This window comes from Ideonella sp. FW305-24, assembly GCF_058788035.1.
Genome location: NZ_JBYTAI010000004.1, coordinates 235,791 through 257,096, shown reverse-complemented (window position 1 = coordinate 257,096; position 21,306 = coordinate 235,791). Strand labels below are relative to the sequence as shown.

The window sequence follows — 21,306 nt, the reverse complement described above, 5'->3', positions numbered from 1 at the left end:
AGCGAAGGCTGGAATTTAGCTGCGAATGCCGCGCAGCCGCACCGGCAGATTCAATGGTGCGTCCGCGCGGCGTTGGCCACCATGGTGCGCAGCGCCGCCAGCGGTTCGCCTTCGGCCCCCAGCTGATCGGCCAGGTCACAGAAGCGTTGTGTCTCGTCCAGGCACAGCGGCATGGCCAGCTCCGACCGCAGCGCCTGCAGCTGTTCGGCCAGGCTCGGCCACGGCACCAGGCGCAATGCAAAACGCATGGCGTTGGACAGGCCTGCTTCGACCCGGTCGACCCTGGGCGCGAACTGCGCGTAGGCCGCGTCCACCAACACGCCGGCCGTGGCCAGCTGCGCCTCGCTGAAGCCGTCGCCCCAGGCCCACCTGGCCAGCAGCAGCTTGAGGAAGCTTGCCACCATCGCAGCGCGGGCCGCGTTGGCCACCGGTGGCAGCAAGAGCTGCGCAGAGGCCATGGTACGAAGGTCCGCGCCGGCGTGGCAGGCAACGGTGGCCGTGCCTCGGCAACGGTCCATCAGCGCCACCACCTGGGTCAGCAGCACCAGTTCCTGCAGGTAGCGCCCGGTGTCGGGCGAATCGCCTCGGTCCTGTTGCATCACGGCTTGCGTGGCCGCCAGCAGCAACTCGGCGGCAAACATGTCGGCCGAGGCTTCGCACTGCAGCTGGTCCAGGCCGACCATCGAGCTGCCGCGCTCGGCCAGCGCGAGCTGGCGAATCTCGTTTTTCAGGCCAGCCGGGTAGTGCACGGCCTGGGCCAGGGCCACGTCGATAAAACCGAGCGCGCGCGTGTCGGAGAACAGCAGGCGCTGGCCGCTTTGCTGGCGGCGCGCCGCCTCCACATGGCCCAGCTCGTGCAGCAGGCCGTAGAACCACACGGCCATGTAGGCCTCGCCCTTGCGCTCCTGTTCCAGCACCAGGGTTTGGTCGCCATCGTCCAGCCAGATGCCTTTGCCAACGATGGATTTCAGGAAGGCGTGGACCGCGAAGTCGACATGGCCACGGCGCAGCGCGAACTCGGCCATCAGCTTCAGGGCCAGTTGCTCGGCGCATTCGTCGGCCACTTGCTGCAGCGAGGGCTCCGAGAACACGCGTCTGACACAGGCCGAGAGCGAGAGGTGGCGCCGGCTGTAGACGACCGGGCAAGGGCTGAGGCCCGGCAGCGAAAACAACTCGGGCGAGCCGAGGTCCAGCCAGTACAGGTCGAAGCTCCCGGCGCCCAGCCGGCGCTCGACCAGGTCCAGCACCAGGCCCATCGGCGAACCGGGCGCCGGCTGGTGCAGGAAGAAGCGGGCTCGCGGCCCCAGCTCAATGGCCAGCACCGCCTCGGCCTGGGCCCGCCGAGCGGCGCTGGCCATGCTCAGGCCGCCGAGTTGCTGCGGGCTTCCAGGGACTTGTCGATCGACTTGCGCAGCCGCTCGATGTCCTCTGCGCTCGGGTTCTCGATCTCGACGTCGCCGATCTTGATCTTCTTGACCTGGCGCCGCGTCACCAGGTCCTTGATGAAGCCCAGGATGTGCGGCAGCGCCAGCACCGCGACATTGGCGATCGCCAGCCAGGTCTGGGAGTTGCCGTCGAAGTTCTTGCGCTCGGTCAACGCGCTTTCGCTGCCGGGCTGCGCGGCGACCTCACGGTGAAAGGCCGTGATGGCTTCTTTCGGTCCGCTGAGCACCAGCAGTTCGCTCTGTGATTCGGTCATGCACGCTCCTCCGGGAAGCCACGCCACAGCCAGAACTTCAGGCTGCGCGGATTACAGCGGAATGCCGCCCACAGCGCCACCCCAAGCAGTGCCACGTCACAGGACTGAGGGACAGCGCGGCGTCACCTGCGCCACCCAAGGCTCACGCGCCGCCGGTGGACTCGCGCTCAACGATGCGAAAGCCGACGTCGATCACCGGCTGGGCCGGGGTTTCGCCGCGGCAGCGGGCCAGCAGCAACTCGGCGGCCTGGCGGCCGATGGCGGGGCCGTCGACCTGCACGGTGGTCAGCGAAGGCGCCATGTGGGCGGCGAAGTCCGCGTCGCCAAAACCGCAGACGGCCAGGTCCTGCGGCACGCGCAGGCCGCGCACGGTGGCTTCGGTCAGCACGCCTTGCGCGAGCTGGTCGGAGCTGCAGTAGATGGCGCGCACGCCAGGCGACTTTTTCAGCAGTTCGCCCAAAGCGCGCCGCCCCAGTGCCAGGCTGCTGGGCGCCGGCACCACCACCGTGGGCACCTCGCGTCCGATGACGGAGAGAAAGCCTTCGCGCCGCACTGAAGCACGCTGGTCATCACCGGTCGCGATGCCGACCTGCTGCCAGCCCTTGGCCAGGAAATAGCCGGCGACCGCGGCACCCACCTTGAGGTGCGAGAAGCCGACCATCATGTCCACCGGCCGCTCGCTCAGGTCCCAGATCTCGACCACCGGCGTGCCGAGCCGGCGCAGTTGCTCGCGCGCTTTGGTCGAATGCACCAGCCCGGCGAAGACGATGCCGTCCGGCCGGCGGCTGGCCAGCGTGTTCACCAGCGCTTCTTCGCGTGCATGGTCGTAGCCGCTCTGGCCGAGGATCAGTTGATAGCCGGCAGCGGCCAGGGTTTCGGTGAGCGTCTGCACCGTGGGCAGGAACTGCGCGACGGAGATCGCCGGCACCAGCGCCGCCACCGTCATGCTGCGGCGCGACTTCAGGCCGCCGGCCAGCAGGTTGGGGATGTAGCCTGTCGCCTCGACGGCCTGACGCACCTTCGCGATGGTCTTCTCGGACACCAGGTCCGGGTTGCCCAGCGCGCGAGACGCGGTGATCAGCGAGACGCCTGCCGAGCGCGCGACGTCGTGCAGCGTGGCGGCACGCGGCGAGGCGGGCGCGGCGTCGGGAGTGGAAGAGGCGTTGGGCATGGCAGCAGCGTGAGACGGCCGCATTGTCCGACACGTTCGACGGGTCGCTTGACGCATCGAAATGACAACGTTACCATTTTTCAAATCGAGCGCCGCGGTGGCCGGTTCCGACTGGACGCACACGAGACCATTTGACCGATGGCCTCGGTGGCGAGCGGAACATCAGCTGCCATCGCCCAGAAATGACAACGTTACCAATCCAACTCGCTTCCTGCCCATGAACGCTTCTGCCCTCCCCGTCCTGGCTGCCGACGACCGCATCGCCTGGCTGCGCATCTCCTCCTGCTACCTGCCGCTGGCCACGCCCATCAGCGACGCCAAGGTGCTGACCGGCCGGCAAAAGCCGATGACCGAGGTGGCGATGCTGTTCGTCGAGGCGCAGACCGAACAGGGCGCCGAAGGCCTGGGCTTCAGCTACTCGAAGCGGGCCGGCGGGCCGGGGCAGTTCGCGCATGCACGCGAGATTGCGCCGGCCTTGCTGGGCGAAGACCCGAGCGACATCGGCAAGCTGTGGGACAAGCTCTGCTGGGCCGGTGCTTCGGTGGGCCGCAGCGGTCTGTCCACCCAGGCCATTGGCGCGTTCGACGTGGCGCTGTGGGACCTGAAGGCGCGCCGCGCCGGCCTGCCGCTGGCCAAGCTGCTGGGCGCGCACCGCGACTCGGTGCGCTGCTACAACACCTCGGGCGGCTTCCTGCACACGCCGCTGGAACAGCTGCTGGTGAACGCCGCGGCCTCGGTGGAACGCGGCATTGGCGGCATCAAGCTGAAGGTCGGCCAGCCGGACCGCGCGCTGGACATCCGCCGCGTGGAAGCCGTGCGCAAGCACCTGGGCGACGGCGTGCCCATCATGGTGGACGCCAACCAGCAATGGGACCGGCCCACCGCGCAGCGCATGTGCCGCATCTTCGAATCATTCGACCTGGTGTGGATTGAGGAACCTCTTGATGCCTACGACCACGAAGGCCACGCCGCGCTGGCCGCCGCGTTCGACACGCCGATTGCCACCGGCGAGATGCTGACCAGCGCCGCCGAGCACGGCGACCTGATCCGCCACCGCGCGGCCGACTACCTGATGCCGGACGCGCCGCGCGTGGGCGGCATCACGCCTTTCCTGAAGGTGGCGGCGCAAGCCGATCACGCCGGTCTGATGCTGGCGCCGCACTTCGCGATGGAGCTGCACGTGCACCTGGCCGCGGCCTACCCGCGCGAGCCCTGGGTCGAGCATTTCGACTGGCTGGAGCCGTTGTTCAACGAACGGCTGGAGATAGCGCACGGCCGCATGTTGGTGCCCAAGCGGCCTGGCCTGGGCATCAGCCTGAGCGAGCAGGCACGGGCCTGGACGCGGGAAAGCGCCGAAGTCGGCCAGCGCACCTGAATCGCCTGACCCTACAACAACGGAGACACACCGCATGACCCTCAAGCACACCTTCGCCGGCCTGCTGCTCGGCCTGGCGACCTGCATCGCCCCCGCCTCTGCCGCCTGGCCGGACAAACCCGTCACGCTGCTGGTGCCCTTTCCGCCCGGCGGCTCGACCGACAACATCGCCCGCCTGCTCGGCGCGCAGCTGCAGCAAAGCCTGGGCGCGACCTTCGTGGTCGACAACAAGGCCGGTGCCGCCGGCACCATCGGCGCCGGCCAGGCCAAGCGCGCGGCGCCGGACGGCTACACGCTGCTGGTCGCGTCGCTCGGGCCGTTCGTGATCGCGCCGCACCTGCAGAAAGGCGTGAGCTACGACGCGCTGAAGGACTTCGACTACATCACCGTGGCCGTGCAGTCGCCCAACGTGCTGGCGGTGCCGGTGAACTCGCCGTTCAAGAGCGTGGCCGAGGTCATCGCCTACGAGAAGGCCCACCCCGGCAAGATGACCTTTGCCTCGGCCGGCAATGGCACCAGCGACCACCTGACCGCAGAGCTGTTCTGGCAGCAGACGGCCACCGAGGCGGTGCATGTGCCCTACAAGGGCGGCGCGCCAGCCATGTCCGACCTGATCGGCGGCCAGGTGGACGCGACCTTCATGAACGTCAACACCGCCGTGCCGCACATCAAGGCCGGCAAGCTGCGCGCGCTGGCCATCACCAGCACCCAGCGCTCGCCGGTGCTGCCGCAGGTGCCGACGATGACCGAGCTGGGCCTGCCCGGCGTCACCGTCTATTCCTGGCAGGCCGTGGCCGCACCCAAGGGCCTGCCGGCAGACATCAAGACCAGGCTGCGCGACGGCATCGTCAAGGCACTCAACGACCCGCAGGTCAAGGCCGGCCTGCTGGACGTGGGCTTCGAGATCGTCGCCAACACGCCCGAGCAGTTCACCGCCTTCCAGGCGACCGAATTCGCGCGCTGGAAGAAGGTGATCGACACCGGGCACATCACCGCGGATTGAGCGGCGGCTTCGTCGTGAAGCGAGGGTCGCAGCCGACGTGCTCGACCAGGAAGGCCAGCACCGCGCGCACCCGCGCCGGCAGGCGCTCGCTGCGGCCCAGGTAGACGGCGTGGATGGGCGCGCGCTCATCGGGGTTGAAGCGCTCCAGCACCGGCACCAGCGTGGCGGCGTCCAGGTCGTGCTGGATGTGGTACCGGGACAGGCGCGCCAGGCCGGCACCGGCCAGCGCGAGATTTCGCAGGGTTTCGCCGTCGCTCGCGCGGATGCGCCCGCGCACCGGCACGTCCAGCAGCTTGCCTGCAACCAGCAGCGGCCAGTCCGGCATGCGGCGGCGGTAGCTGAAGTCCAGCAGGTGGTGCGCGGCCAGGTCCTCAGGCTTTCGCGGCGTGCCGCGCTCGGCCAGGTAGGCCGGTGAACCGACGATGACCTGCCCAGTCTCGCCCAGGCGGCGAGCCACCAGGTCGGACGCCGGCAGCGGGCCCCAGCGGATCGCGATGTCGGCGCGCTCGTCCATCAGGTCGATCACACGGTCGGTCAGCGCCACGTCCAGCGAGAGCTGCGGATGCTGCGCCAGGAACCTGGGCACCAGCGGCACCAGCACATGGGTGCCGAAGGACACGCTGGTGTTGACCGTGACGCGGCCACGCGGCTCGGCGTCGGCCCCTGCCGCGCGCTCGGCCTCGTCCATGTCAGCCAGCACCTGCACCGCGCGCTCGTAGAACTGCTGGCCTTCGGCGCTGAGCTGCAGCTTGCGTGTGGAGCGGTGGACCAGCTGCGTGCCCAGCCGGGCTTCGAGCCGGCCGACCAGCTTGCTGATCGCCGAAGGCGTCATGCCCAGCACCCGGGCTGCAGCCGAGAATCCACCACGCTCGACCACCTGCACAAAGGCTTCCATTTCGCCGGAGCGGTTGACTTCGATGCGTGGCATGTGAATTCAAGTCACAGCTGATGGTCCATGCGGCATTCTAGTCACCGACTGAAAAGCCGCGCACAGTGCGGCCCATCATGCCAATCGCTCTTCTTGCCCTGACCGCCGGTGCCTTTGGCATCGGCACCACCGAGTTCGTCATCATGGGCCTGCTGCTGCAGGTCTCGGCGGACCTTCATGTCACCGTCGCCGGCGCCGGCCTGCTGATTTCCGGCTATGCGCTGGGCGTGGCCGTGGGCGCGCCGCTGCTGACGCTGGCCACCCGCAGCCTGCCGCGCAAGACCGTGCTGCTGGCGCTGATGGCCATCTTCACGCTGGGCAATCTGGCCTGCGCGCTGGCGCCGGGCTACGGCTGGCTGATGGCCGCGCGGGTGCTCACCGCGCTGGCGCACGGCACCTTCTTCGGCGTCGGCTCGGTGGTCGCCACCGGCCTGGTGCCGCCGCAGCGCCGCGCCTCGGCCATCGCCATCATGTTCACCGGGCTGACCGCCGCCACGCTGCTGGGCGTGCCGGCCGGCGCGTGGCTGGGCCTGCAACTGGGCTGGCGCGCGACCTTCTGGGCCGTGACCGTGATCGGCATGCTGGCCTTTGCGGTGATCGCGATCTTCGTGCCGGCCAAGGCGGGCCAGGAAGAGAACGCCGAGCCGGTGAAGCTGCGCGACGAGGTCGCCGTGTTGGCCCGGCCGCAGGTACTGCTGGGCCTGGCGATGACGGTGCTGGGCTTTGCCGGCGTCTTCGCGCTGTTCACCTACATCCAGCCGCTGCTGACGCAGGTCACCGGCGTGTCGGACGCCACCGTCTCTGCCCTGCTGCTGGTCTTCGGCGGCGGCCTGGCGGCCGGCAACCTGCTGGGCGGCAAGCTGGCCGACCGGGCACAGATGCCCGCTGTGCTGGGCAGCCTGGCGGCGCTGGCCGTGGTGCTGCTGGCCATGCCGCTGTTCATCGACAACGCCATCGCCGTCACCGGCTTCATCGCGGTGTTTGGCGTGGCCGCTTTCGCCACCGTCGCGCCGCTGCAGATGCGCGTGCTGGAGCAGGCCGCCGGCGCCGGCCAGAACCTGGCCGCCAGCCTGAACATCGCCGCCTTCAACCTCGGCAACGCGCTGGGCGCCTGGCTGGGCGGCGTGGCGCTGACGCACGGCCCCGGCCTGCGCTCGCTGGGCGGCGTGGCCGCGCTGTTGACGCTGGCCGGCCTGGCGCTGGCGCTGGTCAGCCGCCGGCTGGAACAGCGCAGCCGGCCGGTCTCGGCGCGGCTCTCGCGCGCCGCCTGAACAACATCTTTCCCCTCATTCAGGAACCTCAAATGGAACACCGCTTTCTCGGCAACTCCGGCTTCAAGGTGCCGGCCCTCGGTTTTGGCGCTGGCACCTTCGGCGGCCAGGGCCCGCTGTTCAGCGCCTGGGGCAACACCGACGTGGACGGCGCACGCCGCATCGTCGACATCTGCCTGGACGCTGGCGTCAACCTGTTCGACACGGCTGACGTCTACTCGAACGGCGCATCCGAAGCCATCCTCGGCGCCGCGCTGAAGGGCAGGCGCCACCAGGCCATCCTGTCGACCAAGCTCTCGCTGCGCAGCGGCGACGGCCCGAACGACACCGGCTCGTCGCGCCACCACCTGATCGAAGGCGTGAACGCCGCGCTGAAGCGGCTGGACACCGATCACATCGACATCCTGCAGCTGCATGCCTTCGACGCGATGACGCCGGTCGAGCAGGTGCTGCGCACGCTGGACGACCTGGTGCGCAGCGGCAAGGTGCGTTACCTGGGCGTGTCCAACTTCGCCGGCTGGCAGCTGATGAAGTCGCTCGCCGCGTCCGAGCGCCTGGGGTTGCAACGCTACGTGGCCAACCAGGCCTACTACTCGCTGATCGGCCGCGACTATGAACACGAGCTGATGCCGCTGGGCGCGGACCAGGGCGTGGGCGCCATCGTCTGGAGCCCGCTGGGCTGGGGCCGCCTGACCGGCAAGATCCGCCGCGGCCAACCCTTGCCCGAAGGCAGCCGCCTGCACGAGACGGCCGGCTTCGCGCCGCCGGTGGACGACGAACGCCTCTACCGAGTGATCGATGCAATGGCCGAGGTGGCCGAGGAAACCGGCAAGACCCTGCCGCAGATCGCCCTCAACTGGCTGCTGCAGCGGCCCACGGTCAGCAGCGTGCTGATTGGCGCACGCACCGAGGAACAGCTGAAGCAGAACCTCGGTGCGCTGGGCTGGCAACTGAGCGCGGCGCAGATGGAAAAGCTCAACACCGCCAGTGCGACCACACCGCCCTATCCGCACTACCCGTACTGGAACGGCATGTTTGCCGAGCGTGCGCCGGTGCTGGCGCTGCAAGGCGCCGCGGGTTAATCGCCGCGCGGCGGCGCCCAGCTGTCGATCAACGCACGCGTCTGCTCGCGCACCGTCTGCTTGAGCAGCGCCAGGTGCTCGCCATCCAGCTGCACCCAGCCGAGCGACTGCAGCGCGGTCTTCGGCACCACGTGGAAGACCAGCAGTTGCCCCTGCGCCGTCATCATGCGCAGCAGGGTCAGCGGATCATTGGCGGGCCGGCCGCTGAGGCGGGCCACCACCTCGGCCGCGGCCCGCTTCAGGCGCTGCTTGCCCGGGCCTTCCTGCACTTCGGCCAGCGCGCCGCGGCCGGCCTGGTCCTGGGCGATGAACAGGCGGCGGTGCTGGGCTTCATCGCTGAGCAGCAGGCGGTCTGCCGTCGCGTCCTGCATCAGGAAAAACGCTTCTATCAGCGTCTCGCGTGATGCCTGGGGGTCCGCCAGCGCGGCCTCCATCGCCGCCAGTGCGGGTGCGAAATGCGCCTCCGCGCTGCAGGACAGGTCTGCCATGCAGGCCTTGTAGAGGCCTTCCTTGCTGTCGAAGTAGTACTGCAACGCAGGTGCATTGACGCCGGCCAGGCGCGCGATGTCGCGCGTGGACGCGCCTTCGTAACCCCGCTCGCCGAACAGCCGGATGGCCGCGTCGATCAGCCGCTGGCGCGTTTCCTCGCCGCGCGCGTAGCCCCCGTCGGCGCGGTGCCGGGGACGGACCGTGTCGTGGGGTGCAGGGGCTTCAGGCTTGGCCATCTTCAAAAATATACCAGTTGACAGATTTCTTCCATCTGGAAAAAATCTATCAACCGTACGAATTTGGAGTTCCGCATGTCCTCGCCTGACCAGCCCAAGCCGGCCGCCGCCTCGAAACCGCCCAGAAAGATGCGCGGCCGCGCGGTGGCCTGGGTGTTCGGCGTGGGCGTGCTGGTGGTCGGTGGCGCCTGGGGCCTGCACTGGTGGCAGGTCGGCCGCTACATCGAAAGCACCGACGACGCCTACCTGAAAGCCGACGCGGTGGTCGTCACGCCCAAGGTCGGCGGCTACGTGGCCGAGGTGCTGGTGCAGGCCAACCAGGTGGTGCAGCAAGGCACGCCATTGGTTCGGCTGGACAGGCGCCAGTACGAAGCGCTGTTCGACCAGGCCAAGGCCCAGCTCGAAGCCCGCGAGGCCGACCTGCAGCGGGTGAAGGCCGAGCTGGTGCAGCAGCAGGCGCAGATCGAACAGGCCCAGGCGCAGGAAACCTTGGCCCGCCTGGCCGAGCGCCATGCGCGCGATGAAGTCGCACGCTACGCGCCGCTGGTCCCCACCGGCGCCGCCACCGAAGAACGGCTGGCGGAGTTGCGCAACACGCTGGAACAGGCCCAGGCCAGCCTCGTGTCTGCCAGCGCGGCGCTGAAGGCCGCGCGCAGCAAGCTCAGCACCAGCCAGGCCCAGGTGGCGCAGGCCGAGGCCCAGTCCCGCGCGGCCGAGGCCTCGCGCCGGCAGAGCACGCTGGACGTGGACGACACGCTGCTGCGCAGCGCGCAGGCCGGTCGCGTGGGCGACCTTTCCGTGCGCGTCGGCCAGTTCGCCCAGCCGGGCACTCGGCTGATGAGCATCGTGCCGGTGCAGCAGACCTACCTGGTGGCGAATTTCAAGGAAACCCAGATCGGCCGCATGCAGGCCGGCCAGCCGGTGAAGCTGCATGTGGACGCGTGGCCAGGCGAGACGCTGCGCGGCGTGGTCGAAAGCTTCTCGCCGGGCACCGGCGCGCAGTTCGCACTGCTGCCGCCGGAAAACGCCACCGGCAACTTCACCAAGATCGTCCAGCGCGTGCCGGTGCGCATACGGCTGGACGTGGACGCGGCCCAGCGCGCCCGCCTGCTGCCCGGCCTGTCGGTGACGGCGGACGTGGACACCCGCGGAGCAGCGGACCATGGCTGAAGCCACGGCCGACAACCCGCCAACAGCGAGCACGCCCAGCACCGCCGCGCCAGCCCGTGAACCGAACGCCAGCCTGAACGACTGGATCGCCGTGACCGCCGGCGCCTTGGGCGCGCTGATGGCGGTGCTGGACATTTCCATCACCAACTCGGCGCTGCCTCAGGTGCAAGGCGCCATTGGCGCCACCGGCACTGAAGGCACCTGGATCTCCACCGGCTATTTGATGGCCGAGATCGTCGTCATCCCGCTGTCGGCCTGGCTCACGCGGGTCTTCGGGCTGCGCAACTTCCTGGTCGGCGTGGCGCTGCTGTTCACGCTGTTCTCGGCGCTGTGCGGCTTCTCCACCAGCCTGGGCATGCTGATCTTCGCCCGCATCGGCCAGGGGCTGACCGGCGGCGCGATGATCCCCACCGCGCAGACCATCGTGCGCACCCGGCTGCCGCGCCACCAGCTGCCCGCCGGCATGACGCTGTTCGGCCTCACGGTGCTGCTAGGCCCGCTGCTGGGCCCGGTCATCGGCGGCTGGCTGACCGAGAACATCAGCTGGCACTGGTGCTTCTTCATCAACGTGCCGATCTGCGTGGGCCTGGTCGGGCTGCTGCTGTGGGGCCTGCCGGCCGACAAGCCGCACCTGGGCGAGTTCCTCGGCGCGGACTGGCTGGGCATCGCCGGCCTGGCGCTGGGCCTGAGCACGCTCACCGCGGTGCTGGAGGAAGGCCAGCGCGAGCGCTGGTTCGAGTCCGACCTCATCATCCTGCTGAGCCTGGCGTCGACCATTGGCATGGTGATGGTGGCGCTCTCGCAGCGGCTGGCTGCGCGGCCCATCCTGCGGCTGAGCCTGATGCGCAACAAGAGCTACGCCAGCGTGATCTTCATTGTCTTCACCGTCGGCGCGGCGTTCTACGGCGTGTCCTACCTGGTGCCACAGTTCCTGGCGCAGATCTCGGGTTACAACGCACAGCAGGCCGGCGCGGTGATGCTGCTCAGCGGCATCCCGGCCATCCTGATGATGCCGATGCTGCCGCGCCTGCTGGGGCGCATGCACTATTCGGTGCTGGTCATCGCCGGCCTGCTCCTGATCTTCGGCAGCTGCTGGCTGGACAGCAGCCTCACCGCCAGGAGCGCCGCGGACGACTTCACCTGGTCGCAACTCTTGCGCGGCCTGGGCCAGATCCTGGCCATGATGCCGCTGAACCAGGCCGCGATGGCCTCGGTGGCGCGCGAAGAGTCGGGCGACGCCGCCGGCCTCTACAACATGGCGCGCAACCTCGGCGGCTCGGTCGGCCTGGCCTTGATCGGCACCTTCATCGACCGGCGCGATGCCTTCCACGTCGACGTGATCAACAGCTCGGTGAGTGCCAATGCCGAGCTCACGCAGTCGCGCATCGCCGCCAGTGCCGCCGGCCACCTGACCCAGGTTGGCGACTTCGCCCATGCCCAGCTGCAGGCCCTGGCCGAGCTGGCTGGCCAGATCCGGCTGGAGGCGCTGGTCATGACCTACTCCGAGACCTTCTACGCGCTGGGCCTGGTGATGCTGTTGTGCGTGCCGCTGGCCCTGCTGATCAAGACGCCGCGTGCGCCCGCACCCGCCACCGAATCAGCACATTGAGGCACCTTTTCAGAAAGAACGCGATGCCGCTTCGACTGCTGCCTTTCCTTCCGCGCGCCGTGGCCCTGGCCACCGCGCTGCTGCTCGCCGCCTGCACCACCGTCGGCCCGGACTACGCCGGCGCGCCGGCGGTGCCATCTGCAACGTCCGGCCCGCTGGTGCGTGCCGCGCAGGCCGGCGCGCGCAGCGACGCGCCCGCCGCCGCATCCTGGTGGCGCAGCCTCGGCGACAACACGCTGGACACACTGGTCGACCATGCGCTGGCCAACAGCCCGGACCTGCGCGCCGCCCAAGCCCGCCTGCGCCAGGCCCGCGCCACGCTGGCGCAGCAGCAGGCCAACGGCCAGCCCAAAGGCTCGGCCAGCGCGCTAGCACTGGGCCTGAGCAGCGCGCCGGACACAGCGGCCTCACAAGACCTGCACTTCTACAACGTGGGCTTCGACGCCAGCTGGGAGATCGACCTGTTCGGCGGCACACGCCGCGCAGTGGAGGCCGCGGAAGCGCAGTCCGGCCAGGTGCAGGCCGAGTTCGCCGATGCCCAGGTCTCGCTGGCCGCCGAGGTCGTGCAGGCCTACGCCGAGCTTCGTGCCGGCCAGCAGCGCGTGCTGCTGCTGCGCGAGGCCGCCGCATTGGACGGGCAATCGCTGGCACTGACCCGCCAACGCCAGGAACGCGGCGTGGTCGGCATGCTGGACGTGGAGCGCCAGTTCGGCCGCGACCAGGCCACGCAACGCAGCGTGCAGGAAGCCGAAGGCGCCGTCACCGAAGCGCTGGACCGGCTGGCGCTGCTGTGCGGCCAGGCGCCCGGCACGCTGGACCCGCAGTTGGCCGCACCGGCCGCGCTGCCGCAGGTGCCGCGCGAAGTGGCGGTCGGCGATGTCACCGCCCTGCTTCAGCATCGCCCGGACATTCGCGCCGCCGAGCGCCGCCTGGCTGCCAGCACCGCGCAGATCGGCCAGCAGCAGGCCGGCTATTTCCCCAAGCTCAGCCTGCTGGGCGACATCGGCCTGGGCGCCACCGACCCCGGCCAGTTGCTCAGGCAAAACAGCCTGGTGCTGCTGGGCGCGCCCTACCTGTCCTGGAACGTGCTGGACTTCGGCCGCACCGCAGCCGCCGTGCGCAAGGCAGAAGCCGGCCGGGACGAAGCCCAAGCCAAGTACGAATCCACCGTGCTGCAAGCCCTGCGCGACGCCAACGTCGCCCTCACCCGCTACGGCCACCAACGCGAATCGCTGCGCAGCCTGCTCGCCCAGCAAGCCTCCGCCGACCGCAGCCTGAAGCTCACCACCCAGCGCCGCCAAGCCGGCACCGCCAGCCAGCTGGACCTTCAGGACGCCCAGCGCACTCTGCTCGACGTCCGCCGCGACAGCCTGGCCGCCGAAGCCAAGCTGCTGCAGGACTTTGCAGCGTTGCACAAGAGTTTGGGGCTGGGGTGGGAGGTGACGCCCGGCGCGGTGGCCAGGGCGCCCGAGTGACGGCGCGGCGCGGGTGCGACCCTGGTTCGAGAGACCCGGCGCAGCTGTTCAATCGAGCGACAAGGGGCATGTGCTGCGTGCCGGCGCATCGTCACCTGAGTGGACCTGGGTCCAACCGCCGGAGGATTTGCGGCCGACGAATTGCATTCACAATGCGGCGACCCTCCTGCAGTGGCGCTTGGCCTCCGAGGTCACGCTCCAAACACTGCTTTGGTACGCAGGCACCGCGCAAAGGAATTCCCGATGCAGCAATCGTCCCCCGCACAGCAAGCCATCGTCGCAGCGACGTTTTCTCTTCTGGTGTTCGGTGGCTGCGTGGTGGCCTTCCTGCCACCGCTGGTCGACCGGACCACGGCCTCGATGCCGCTGACGGTGGTGCTTGGCATCGCATTGGCGGTGAGCTTCGTGCTGCACCTGGCATTCATTGGCATCGCGGCACAGCGGCTGGGCCGCTCGGTAGTGGCATGGGTGGTGCTGGGCTTCCTGTTCTTCCCCATCGCGTCCATCGTTGGGCTGGTGCTGTTCGAGTGGTTCAGCGATGAGCAGCGGCAGCAGTCGCTTGGGCAAACAGCCCGGTAACCGCCATGCCCAGCGGCGCGAACAAAGGCAAGGCCAAGCAAGCGACCCTGCTCTCCGGCGGCAACCCGCAAATTGCCAAGGCCGATGGCGATGCGCCGGTGCAGACGTACATCGAGGCCATGCCGGGTTGGAAGCGGGACATCGGGCAACGGCTTGATGCGTTGGTCATGCAGCAGGTGCCGCATGCGCGCAAGGCCGTGAAGTGGAACTCGCCGTTCTATGGCGTCGAAGGCCAGGGGTGGTTCCTGGCGTTTCATGTGTTTGCGCGGTTTGTGAAGGTGAGTTTCTTCAAGGGCACCTCATTGCAGCCGATACCGCCCGGCGGTACCGGCAAGGACGCGCGCTGGATCGACGTTCATGAGGATGACCTCGACGAAGTGCAGCTGGCGGCGTGGATGCAGCAAGCGGCCGGCATGCCGGGCTGGGGCAAGTCGTAGCGGGGCTGCGCGGCTGCGCATTTTGGAAGCGCCCGGTGCCAGACTGGACCCTGGTGTCATTTGCGCAAACGGCGCACGAAGGCGGCAATCGCCTCTCCCACTTCATCCGGCGAGGTCTCTTGGAGGTAGTGGCCGCCCTTGATCGTGACTTCGGTCTGGTTGGGCCAGGTTTTCACAATGTCATACAGACGGTTCGTCAGGAGATAGCCGGGGTCGGACCGGATCAGTAGCTTGGGAACCTCGCTCTGGCCGAGCCAACGCGCATAGTCCTCCGCGATCTTCACGGTGTGCGCAGGCTACCCTTCGAGCGGCAGGTCGAACGAGATCATGGGCCGTCGATCCTCTCCGGGGTGGAGAAAGGGAGCCCGATAGTGAGCCCTCTCTGCTGCGGTGAAGTCGCGGGCGCCCAGCAGAAAGCCTTCAAGGAAATCCAGGCCTTGCAAACTGGCCTCCAGCCCTTCTGGCGTCATGTGCTTGAGTTGCGCCTGTACATGCTCGGGGAAATCGGAGACCAGCAACGGGGACACGATGGATTCCATGTAGACGATGCCCTGGACACGCTCACGATGCTGGTTCGCCCAGTCGAAACCAAACATGGACCCGGTGTCGTGCAGGACGAGGATCACCTCATCGCCAAGATCCAGCGCGTCCCACAGCCCATGCAGATACTTGTGCTGCTCGCTGAAGCTGTAGCGTGACGCACCCAGCGCCGGGTCGAGCTTGTCGGAATCGCCCATGCCCATGAAGTCGGCGGCAATCAAGCGCCCCAGCCCCTTCAAGTGAGGCATGACGTTGCGCCAAAGGTAGGACGATGTCGGGTTGCCGTGCTGAAAGATGATGGGCGGGCCTTCGCCCTCGTCGATATAGGCCATCTTGTGCCCGTGAATGCCGAGGTACTTCTTGGCCGCGAACGGTTGATCCGAGGATCTGACCTGGTATGACGTCATGATGCTTCTCCGGTGATTGGGTTGTTGGCTTGCGGTCGCAATTCAGCGTGCGGCGTCGACGACCATCCCGCCATCGGTGACGTCGCAGCGCATGCCGAGCGCCGTGCCGCCGTCAGCCTTGATGTCGGCGACGAAGGCACGGATGTTTTCGTAGCGACAGGACTGCCCGCTTCAGTTGGGCGATGCCTGGATCACCGCTGCAGGCGCGTAGGGTGAGGGAAGTTCGCGAGCGGCGTTCTGCGTCGCAAAGGAGCTGACCAGCAGCAGCAGTCCGGCGGCAGCCGGGATTGCGCCTTTGGGCTTGCGAACACCGAGATGCGCCAGCCCGGACAGGACCAGGTGGTAGAAGATGCCGGCGTAGGCCAGATCACTGAGCGCCACGTTGAAACGCCAAAGAATCGCAGCAGGCCCCAAGACCTTGACCGCGATCATGAAAGGCATGAGGTGAGCGGCCGAGTAGCCAAGGTCCTCCTGCGCCTTTCGCACAAAGTCGCCCTTGGCGATGTACAGGGAGGCGGAAACGAAATACAGCAGCGACAGCAGCGCGGTGCTGATCCAGTAGATGTAGGGGGTGGCCACGGTGTCTTGCCAATCAGCATTCAAGTTCAACATGCAGCAAGAATGTCGACTAAGATAATTATTGACAAGTAGGATGAATAAATGCCTCTTAGTATGGAAAACCTGACTAATGGCGATGGCGAAGTCAACATGCACGAAGAGATGCGCCGCGCATTCGCCCTGCTTTCCGGCAAATGGAAGCTGGAAATCATGTGGCTGTTGAATCAGCGCATGTACCGCTTTGGCGAGTTGCGAAAGGCCATTCCAGGCATCACCCAACACATGCTGACGGCTCAACTTCGCGAAATGGAGGCAGACGGATTGGTGTCGCGCACGGTGTTTGCCGAAGTGCCTCCGCGTGTCGAATATGAAATGACACAAAAGGCTCGCGGGCTTGGCCCGACGATGCAGGCACTGACGGCCTGGTGGAGCGAGCACGGGCAAAGCGTGCCGGTCAAGCCCTCCGCGCGTGGCCGAAAGACCGTAGCACCCAGGTCAAGCCACATCCATCGAACTTAAGCCAAGTCAGCCCTTGTAGGCAAAACGAGGATGAGACTTGACGCGATCAGTTCGGCGAGGTGTGGACCGTCCCGCAATGAATCGCTGGGGGTTGGCTGCGAGGCGAGCCGGGGCATCCTTGACGAGCCCGAGCACATCGCCGACCCGCAGCAGCACAGCGGGCAGCGCGCGCTGCAGGCAAATCCGGTGGATTGTGGTGCTGGGCGGCGCATGGGAAGGAGGCCAGGTCGAAAAGCGCCGCAATGAAAAACGGGGGCGCGAGGCCCCCGTTTTCATTGGCGAGGCCTCGGCTGCCTCAGGGCACGATCGCGAAGATCTGCTGGTTCCAGGTGGCGGCAGGCTTGAGCGGCTGGTCGGCCGGGGAGACCCAGATCGCCAGGCCGCCGCCTGCGTAAAGCGGCTCGTCGGCCAGGTTCACAGGCTGCGACATGACCCGCGTTTCACCGGGCTGCAGCGTGACGCGTTGCGGCACGAAACCGGCCTTCTTGCCAGCGCTGAAGGCGGTGATCTGCAGGAAGCGCGAGTCGCTGTTGGCCACGCTGCCGGTGCGGTCGCTCAGCACGCGGATCCACGCGTCCACGGTCATCGGTGCCGTGGCGTGGTTGGTCAGGCTGTAGCCGATGGTGCAGGCGTCGCCCAGGCGCACGGGGTACTGCACCAGGATCTCGGCCGGCATGCCGTAGCAGGTGGTCACGTCCTGGATGGTGATGCTGCGCGGCTGCGTCTGCACCGGGGCGAGCTTGACCGAGTTGACCGCGTCATAGGCGAAGGCCTGGCTGTAGGCCTGGTCGTAGGCCGAGTCGTCCACCCACACCTGGTAGCGGCCAGCCGGCCAGGTGGGTGCGTCCTTGAAGCTGTAGCGGCCGTTGGCCAGCGACTTGGTGCTCAGCGTGGACTGGGCGCACACGGTGTCGGCGTTGTCCCAGCACCAGCGCAGCGTCAGGTGGGCCGAGACCGGCTGGCCGTTGGCGTCGACGATGCTGCCGCTGATGGCGCCGGAATCGGCCGCTGTGGCCTTGGCCAGCGTGATGCGCCGGGCCCGCTTCAGCGAAGCGTGCGGTTGCGGCCACAGCGGCGAAGCGGTGCCGGTTTCGGTGATGCGCCAGTCGAAGCCGGGGAACATGCCGACCAGCTCGGTCGGATGGTCGGCCAGCGCGGCATACAGCATGGTCGTGCCGGCAATGCCAGAGGGCATGCCCGCCACGCCCAGTGCCTGCTTGACCTTCAGCTTCTCGCCGGGCTGCAGCTCGATGCGCTTGGCCTGGCGGCCGCCCTTGCCGGCGTCCAGCTCGACCGCCTCGATCGCGCCAATCGTCTGCGACACGACGGTGTGGGCCCACACGTCCATGGCGACTGGTGCGCTGGTGGTGTTCTTGACCTGGTAGCTGAACTCGCACTCGCTGCCGGCCTTGATGTAGGTACAGGCGCTGAAGTCGCTGAAGCCCACGGGCAAGGATGGGGGTTTCAGCTTGAAGTTCAGCGTGACCAGGCCGGCGTCCGGGCCCAGCGTCATGACCTTGGTGTACTTCGGGTCGTGAAAGCCGTTGGCCGACATCTTGACCATGTACGGGCCGGTGGGCAGGTCGCCCAGCGGCAGGTAGTAGCTGCCGTCCCGGTCAGAAGCGTAGGCGGAGTTGACGGCCTGGGTGCAACTGGCCGGGTCGCTGCTGGTGCAGGCCAGCAGCGTGACCAGGGCCGAGAAATAGGCCGGCGCTGCGCCGGTGCTGCCGTCCAGCACGGTGCCCACCAGGTAGGCATGCCGCGGTGCGCCGGCGATCATGTGATAGCTGCCGAACTCGGCCGGCAAGCCGTGGAAGGACCAGTCGCCATAACCTGCGGCGGCGAAGACGAGCTTGCCGTCGGCCGGCACCATGCCCATCACGGTCACGTTGTTGGCCGCGGAGACCAGGCAGGTGTTGTCGACGATGCCGGCCATCATGTCGTTGCCAGGCGTGCTGCTGTCGCGCACGACCTCGACTTCCATCCACTTGCCCGGGTTGCCGGTGAACTGGAAGTAGTCGACGTCGCCTTCGGTGATCTGGCCGGTCAGGTCTGCACCGTTGGACAGCTTGCCCAGCAGCTGCGCGCTGGCGCAGTCGTTGTTGGGCTCGGTTTCAGTCGAGGCCGCGTGGGCGGCGAACGAGGCGGTGGCCATCAACAGGCTGGCGGCCAGCCCGGCCAGGCGGAGGCGGCGAGGGAACGGGAAATACAACATGGTGGCGAGGCTGCAAGAGCTGGGAGAAGTGGCCAGTGTGTTGGCCCACCGCTTGCATGGCACCCGACCGGGGCTATGTTTTTTCTTGGTTTTCAGCTGACGGGGCATCGGAAGCGCCCCGGAGGCAACGGAATGGCAACGCCAGCCTCTGGACAGCGCCGTTGAGCGGACTTCTTCCACCAACGGCGGGCCCGCGCCAAGCCTGCTGCCGTTGGCCCAAGTCCCGTGCGGTACGCTAGGCTTTCCCTCACTCGATTGGCATGGACACTTAGTTTTGCTGGAGGACATGGACACGGTTGCCGACCCGGCCCCCCAAGCCCAGCTGCGGCAATGGCAGATCGGGCGGTTCGTGTTCGATCCTGCCGCGCGCACGCTGTGTGCCGACGGCGCCAGCGAGCGCATTTCCGGCAAGGCGGCCCGGGTGCTGCAACTGCTGGCCGAACATGCCGGCCAAGTTCTCAGCCGCGAACAGCTGATCGCCGAAGTCTGGGACGGCAACGCCTACACCGGCGCCACCGCGCTGACCCACACCGTCTCGCAGCTGCGCCGCAGCCTGCGCGCGACGGAGCCGGACGACGCGCCCATCGAGACCATCTCCAAGTCCGGCTACCGCCTGCTCTGGCCGGCGCAGCGACGGCCAGCGGCCCTCGGCGCAGCCCCGCCCGCGATGCCGGTGGCGGCCGAGCCCGCGGCGACCATGCCCGCCGCGGCCACCAGCCGCCTGTCGCCGCGGCAGCTCGCCGGCCTCGCCCTGCTGCTGGCCCTGCTCGCGCTCGCCGCCGTGCTGCTGTGGACTCGCCGGCCCGGCGCCGGCGCCCAGCAGGCACCCACGCCGCGCCCCATGACCACGCTGGAAGGCGTGGAGCAGTGGCCTGCTTATTCAGCCGACGGGCGCTTCCTCGCCTACGTCTGGCGCCGCACCGGCGGCAATCCGCGCTTGCGCGTGGTGGACCTGCAGCAGCCGAATGCGGCGCCGCGCGAGTTCAGCGACCCGCAAAACCTGATCGAGCGGCCCGTGTGGCTGGGCGCCGACCGGCTGGCCTACCTGCAGGCCGAGCATGGCGAGCGCTGCAAGCTGATGACGCTGTCGCTGCAGGACGGCCAGCCGCGCGAACTGGCCGACTGCGTGCACGTCAACGGCGCGGCCGCGCTGGCCGCCTCGCCAGACGGCGCCTGGCTGGCCTTCACCCGCCGCAGCCTGAAGAGCGCCAGCGGCCAACGGCTGCAGCTTCGCCGCCTGGCGGACGGCCAGGAACGCACGCTGGCCGAGGCGCCCGCCGGCCTGGGCTATGGGCAGATGGACTGGTCCCATGACGGCAAACACCTGGCGGTGATGCTGCTGAAGGACACGGTGGCCGGCCTGCTGCGGCTGGACGTGCAGAGCGGCGAAGCGCTGCAGCTGATCGAGGCAGACAAGCCGATCTGGGCCATGGCCTGGCGGCAGGATGACACCGCGGTGGTGTTCTCCGCCGGCTTGGCAGGGGACTTTGCGCTCTGGCAGGTGGACCGCGACGGCGGCGCGCCGCAGCGCTTCTCGCGGGTGGAAAACGTGACCAGCCTGACCGCCATGCCCACGGGAACAAATGCGGAGGGCGCCGCAGGCGACATGGCCGCCAGCGTGCAGCTGTTCGACGACCACATCGAGCGCTACGCCGCGGCCGATGGGCAGGCGCAGCTGCAGCTTCGCGAGGCCATCCGCTCCACCAGCCGCGACCTCTACGGCGACGCCTGCGCCGACACCGAACACGTGCTGTTCATCTCGTTCCGCTCGCGCCGCATCGGCCTCTGGTACCGCGACGGCGCCCAGGCCGAGCCCCACGAGCTGCCGCTGCCGGAAGACGGCACGCCGGAGCCAGCGGGCTGCAGCCCGGACGGCAAGTTCTACGCCACCGCCATGACCCCGCTCGCCGGCCGCCCCGGCAACCGCCTGGTGGTGGGCCGGCTGGACGGTCCGGCCGATGCCAAACCCCAGGTGATCGAGCTGCCTGCAATGCTGTCCAACGCCAGCTGGAGCGAGGACAGCCGCTCGCTGATGCTGGTCTCGGACGATCACAACGGCAGCGCCGCGCTGTGGCGCTTCGATCTGCCCACGCAAGGGCTGACCCAACTCTCCGGCGACCAGGCCCGCTTCGGACAGGAAGTGCGCACCGACGGCCGGCGCTGGCTGTACTTCAGCCGTGAAGGCCTGCGCGGCCTGTGGCGCCGGCCGCTGAACGACGACGGCAGCACCGGGGGTCCCATCGAACTGGTGCTGGAAGACCTGGCACCCAAGGACTGGGGCAACTGGCGGTGGCGCGATGGCGCGATCTGGCGCATCTCACGCAGCGCCAGCGCCGACCGGGTGCTGCGCCGGGATGCCGGCGGCCACGACCAGACAATGCTGGAGCTGCCGGCCGGCGCGGTGGGCGCCTACCGCTCACTGTCGGTCGATGGCCGCGGCCAGGCGCTGGTCACGCGCAAAGGATCGGCGCAGGCCGACCTGGTGCGCGTGCCGGAAGCCCCCTGAGCTGCGCCTTCCGCAGGGCACGAAAAGGCAACGGCTG

At 68.4% G+C, this 21,306-nt stretch carries 20 protein-coding genes; 11 read left to right on the top strand and 9 right to left on the bottom strand.

Features of this window, described 5'->3' with window-relative positions; translation table 11 throughout:
* Nucleotides 1-50: 50 nt before the first annotated feature.
* The 3 genes from AC3WR5_RS13120 to AC3WR5_RS13110 form a co-directional block, all read right to left on the bottom strand.
* A complete protein-coding gene (locus AC3WR5_RS13120) occupies nt 51-1,358 on the bottom strand; it encodes a hypothetical protein (protein WP_141290642.1) in 1,308 nt (435 codons plus the stop codon).
* Nucleotides 1,359-1,360: 2 nt separating this feature from the next.
* Nucleotides 1,361-1,699 (bottom strand): hypothetical protein, encoded by a 339-nt coding sequence (locus AC3WR5_RS13115; protein ID WP_141290640.1) that lies wholly within the window; start codon nt 1,697-1,699, stop codon nt 1,361-1,363.
* A 142-nt stretch (nt 1,700-1,841) separates the two neighbouring features.
* Nucleotides 1,842-2,870, bottom strand: a complete 1,029-nt coding sequence (locus AC3WR5_RS13110; RefSeq protein WP_492484997.1) for a LacI family DNA-binding transcriptional regulator — start codon at nt 2,868-2,870, stop codon at nt 1,842-1,844.
* 217 nt (nt 2,871-3,087) lie between these two features.
* Here AC3WR5_RS13110 and AC3WR5_RS13105 point away from each other — a divergent pair, with 217 nt between their 5' ends.
* Together AC3WR5_RS13105 and AC3WR5_RS13100 are read left to right on the top strand one after the other, a co-directional pair.
* Entirely contained in the window at nt 3,088-4,245 is a 1,158-nt protein-coding gene (locus AC3WR5_RS13105; protein ID WP_492484995.1) for an L-talarate/galactarate dehydratase, read from the top strand.
* A gap of 34 nt (nt 4,246-4,279) precedes the next feature.
* Nucleotides 4,280-5,248: a Bug family tripartite tricarboxylate transporter substrate binding protein gene (locus tag AC3WR5_RS13100; RefSeq protein ID WP_492484993.1), complete on the top strand. Its 969-nt coding sequence runs from the start codon at nt 4,280-4,282 to the stop codon at nt 5,246-5,248.
* Here the strand turns inward: AC3WR5_RS13100 and AC3WR5_RS13095 are convergent.
* Nucleotides 5,235-6,176 carry a LysR family transcriptional regulator gene (locus AC3WR5_RS13095; protein WP_492484991.1) on the bottom strand — a complete coding sequence of 314 codons (942 nt, stop codon included), beginning with the start codon at nt 6,174-6,176 and terminating at the stop codon, nt 5,235-5,237. The genes AC3WR5_RS13100 and AC3WR5_RS13095 overlap by 14 nt on opposite strands.
* A 77-nt stretch (nt 6,177-6,253) precedes the next feature.
* On the opposite strand from AC3WR5_RS13095, the gene AC3WR5_RS13090 reads away from it, so the two are divergent.
* Both AC3WR5_RS13090 and AC3WR5_RS13085 read left to right on the top strand, forming a co-directional pair.
* On the top strand, nt 6,254-7,447 hold the full coding sequence (locus tag AC3WR5_RS13090) for an MFS transporter (RefSeq protein WP_492484989.1): 1,194 nt from the start codon (nt 6,254-6,256) through the stop codon (nt 7,445-7,447).
* A 32-nt stretch (nt 7,448-7,479) separates the two neighbouring features.
* On the top strand, nt 7,480-8,529 hold the full coding sequence (locus tag AC3WR5_RS13085; protein ID WP_492484987.1) for an aldo/keto reductase: 1,050 nt from the start codon (nt 7,480-7,482) through the stop codon (nt 8,527-8,529).
* On the opposite strand, the gene AC3WR5_RS13080 is transcribed toward AC3WR5_RS13085, so the two are convergent.
* Nucleotides 8,526-9,254: a CerR family C-terminal domain-containing protein gene (locus AC3WR5_RS13080; RefSeq protein WP_492484985.1), complete on the bottom strand. Its 729-nt coding sequence runs from the start codon at nt 9,252-9,254 to the stop codon at nt 8,526-8,528. The genes AC3WR5_RS13085 and AC3WR5_RS13080 overlap by 4 nt on opposite strands.
* Nucleotides 9,255-9,329: 75 nt before the next feature.
* Here AC3WR5_RS13080 and AC3WR5_RS13075 point away from each other — a divergent pair, with 75 nt between their 5' ends.
* From AC3WR5_RS13075 to AC3WR5_RS13055, 5 genes are all read left to right on the top strand, one after another.
* A complete protein-coding gene (locus AC3WR5_RS13075; RefSeq protein WP_492484983.1) occupies nt 9,330-10,424 on the top strand; it encodes an HlyD family secretion protein in 1,095 nt (364 codons plus the stop codon).
* Entirely contained in the window at nt 10,417-12,033 is a 1,617-nt protein-coding gene (locus tag AC3WR5_RS13070; protein WP_492484981.1) for an MDR family MFS transporter, read from the top strand. Before AC3WR5_RS13075 ends, AC3WR5_RS13070 begins: the two co-directional genes overlap by 8 nt.
* A gap of 23 nt (nt 12,034-12,056) precedes the next feature.
* Nucleotides 12,057-13,508 carry an efflux transporter outer membrane subunit gene (locus AC3WR5_RS13065; RefSeq protein WP_492484980.1) on the top strand — a complete coding sequence of 484 codons (1,452 nt, stop codon included), beginning with the start codon at nt 12,057-12,059 and terminating at the stop codon, nt 13,506-13,508.
* Nucleotides 13,509-13,751: 243 nt separating this feature from the next.
* On the top strand, nt 13,752-14,087 hold the full coding sequence (locus AC3WR5_RS13060; protein ID WP_492484978.1) for a hypothetical protein: 336 nt from the start codon (nt 13,752-13,754) through the stop codon (nt 14,085-14,087).
* Between the two features lie 5 nt (nt 14,088-14,092).
* A complete protein-coding gene (locus AC3WR5_RS13055; protein ID WP_492484976.1) occupies nt 14,093-14,524 on the top strand; it encodes a DUF1801 domain-containing protein in 432 nt (143 codons plus the stop codon).
* A gap of 56 nt (nt 14,525-14,580) precedes the next feature.
* Here AC3WR5_RS13055 and AC3WR5_RS13050 read toward each other — a convergent pair whose 3' ends face one another.
* The 3 genes from AC3WR5_RS13050 to AC3WR5_RS13040 form a co-directional block, all read right to left on the bottom strand.
* Nucleotides 14,581-14,808, bottom strand: coding sequence for a hypothetical protein (locus AC3WR5_RS13050; protein ID WP_492484974.1), 228 nt, complete (start codon nt 14,806-14,808; stop codon nt 14,581-14,583).
* A 12-nt stretch (nt 14,809-14,820) separates the two neighbouring features.
* Complete coding sequence (locus AC3WR5_RS13045; RefSeq protein ID WP_492484972.1) at nt 14,821-15,471, bottom strand: alpha/beta fold hydrolase; 651 nt, start codon at nt 15,469-15,471, stop codon at nt 14,821-14,823.
* A gap of 171 nt (nt 15,472-15,642) precedes the next feature.
* A complete protein-coding gene (locus AC3WR5_RS13040; protein WP_492485494.1) occupies nt 15,643-16,185 on the bottom strand; it encodes a DoxX family protein in 543 nt (180 codons plus the stop codon).
* Between AC3WR5_RS13040 and AC3WR5_RS13035 the strand changes: the two genes are divergently transcribed.
* Nucleotides 16,144-16,548 (top strand): winged helix-turn-helix transcriptional regulator, encoded by a 405-nt coding sequence (locus tag AC3WR5_RS13035; protein ID WP_141288383.1) that lies wholly within the window; start codon nt 16,144-16,146, stop codon nt 16,546-16,548. The genes AC3WR5_RS13040 and AC3WR5_RS13035 overlap by 42 nt on opposite strands.
* A gap of 295 nt (nt 16,549-16,843) precedes the next feature.
* Here the strand turns inward: AC3WR5_RS13035 and AC3WR5_RS13030 are convergent, their stop codons facing one another.
* Nucleotides 16,844-18,763 (bottom strand): carboxypeptidase-like regulatory domain-containing protein, encoded by a 1,920-nt coding sequence (locus AC3WR5_RS13030; protein ID WP_492484970.1) that lies wholly within the window; start codon nt 18,761-18,763, stop codon nt 16,844-16,846.
* Nucleotides 18,764-19,049: 286 nt separating this feature from the next.
* On the opposite strand from AC3WR5_RS13030, the gene AC3WR5_RS13025 reads away from it, so the two are divergent.
* Entirely contained in the window at nt 19,050-21,269 is a 2,220-nt protein-coding gene (locus AC3WR5_RS13025) for a winged helix-turn-helix domain-containing protein (RefSeq protein ID WP_492484968.1), read from the top strand.
* Nucleotides 21,270-21,306: the final 37 nt, after the last annotated feature.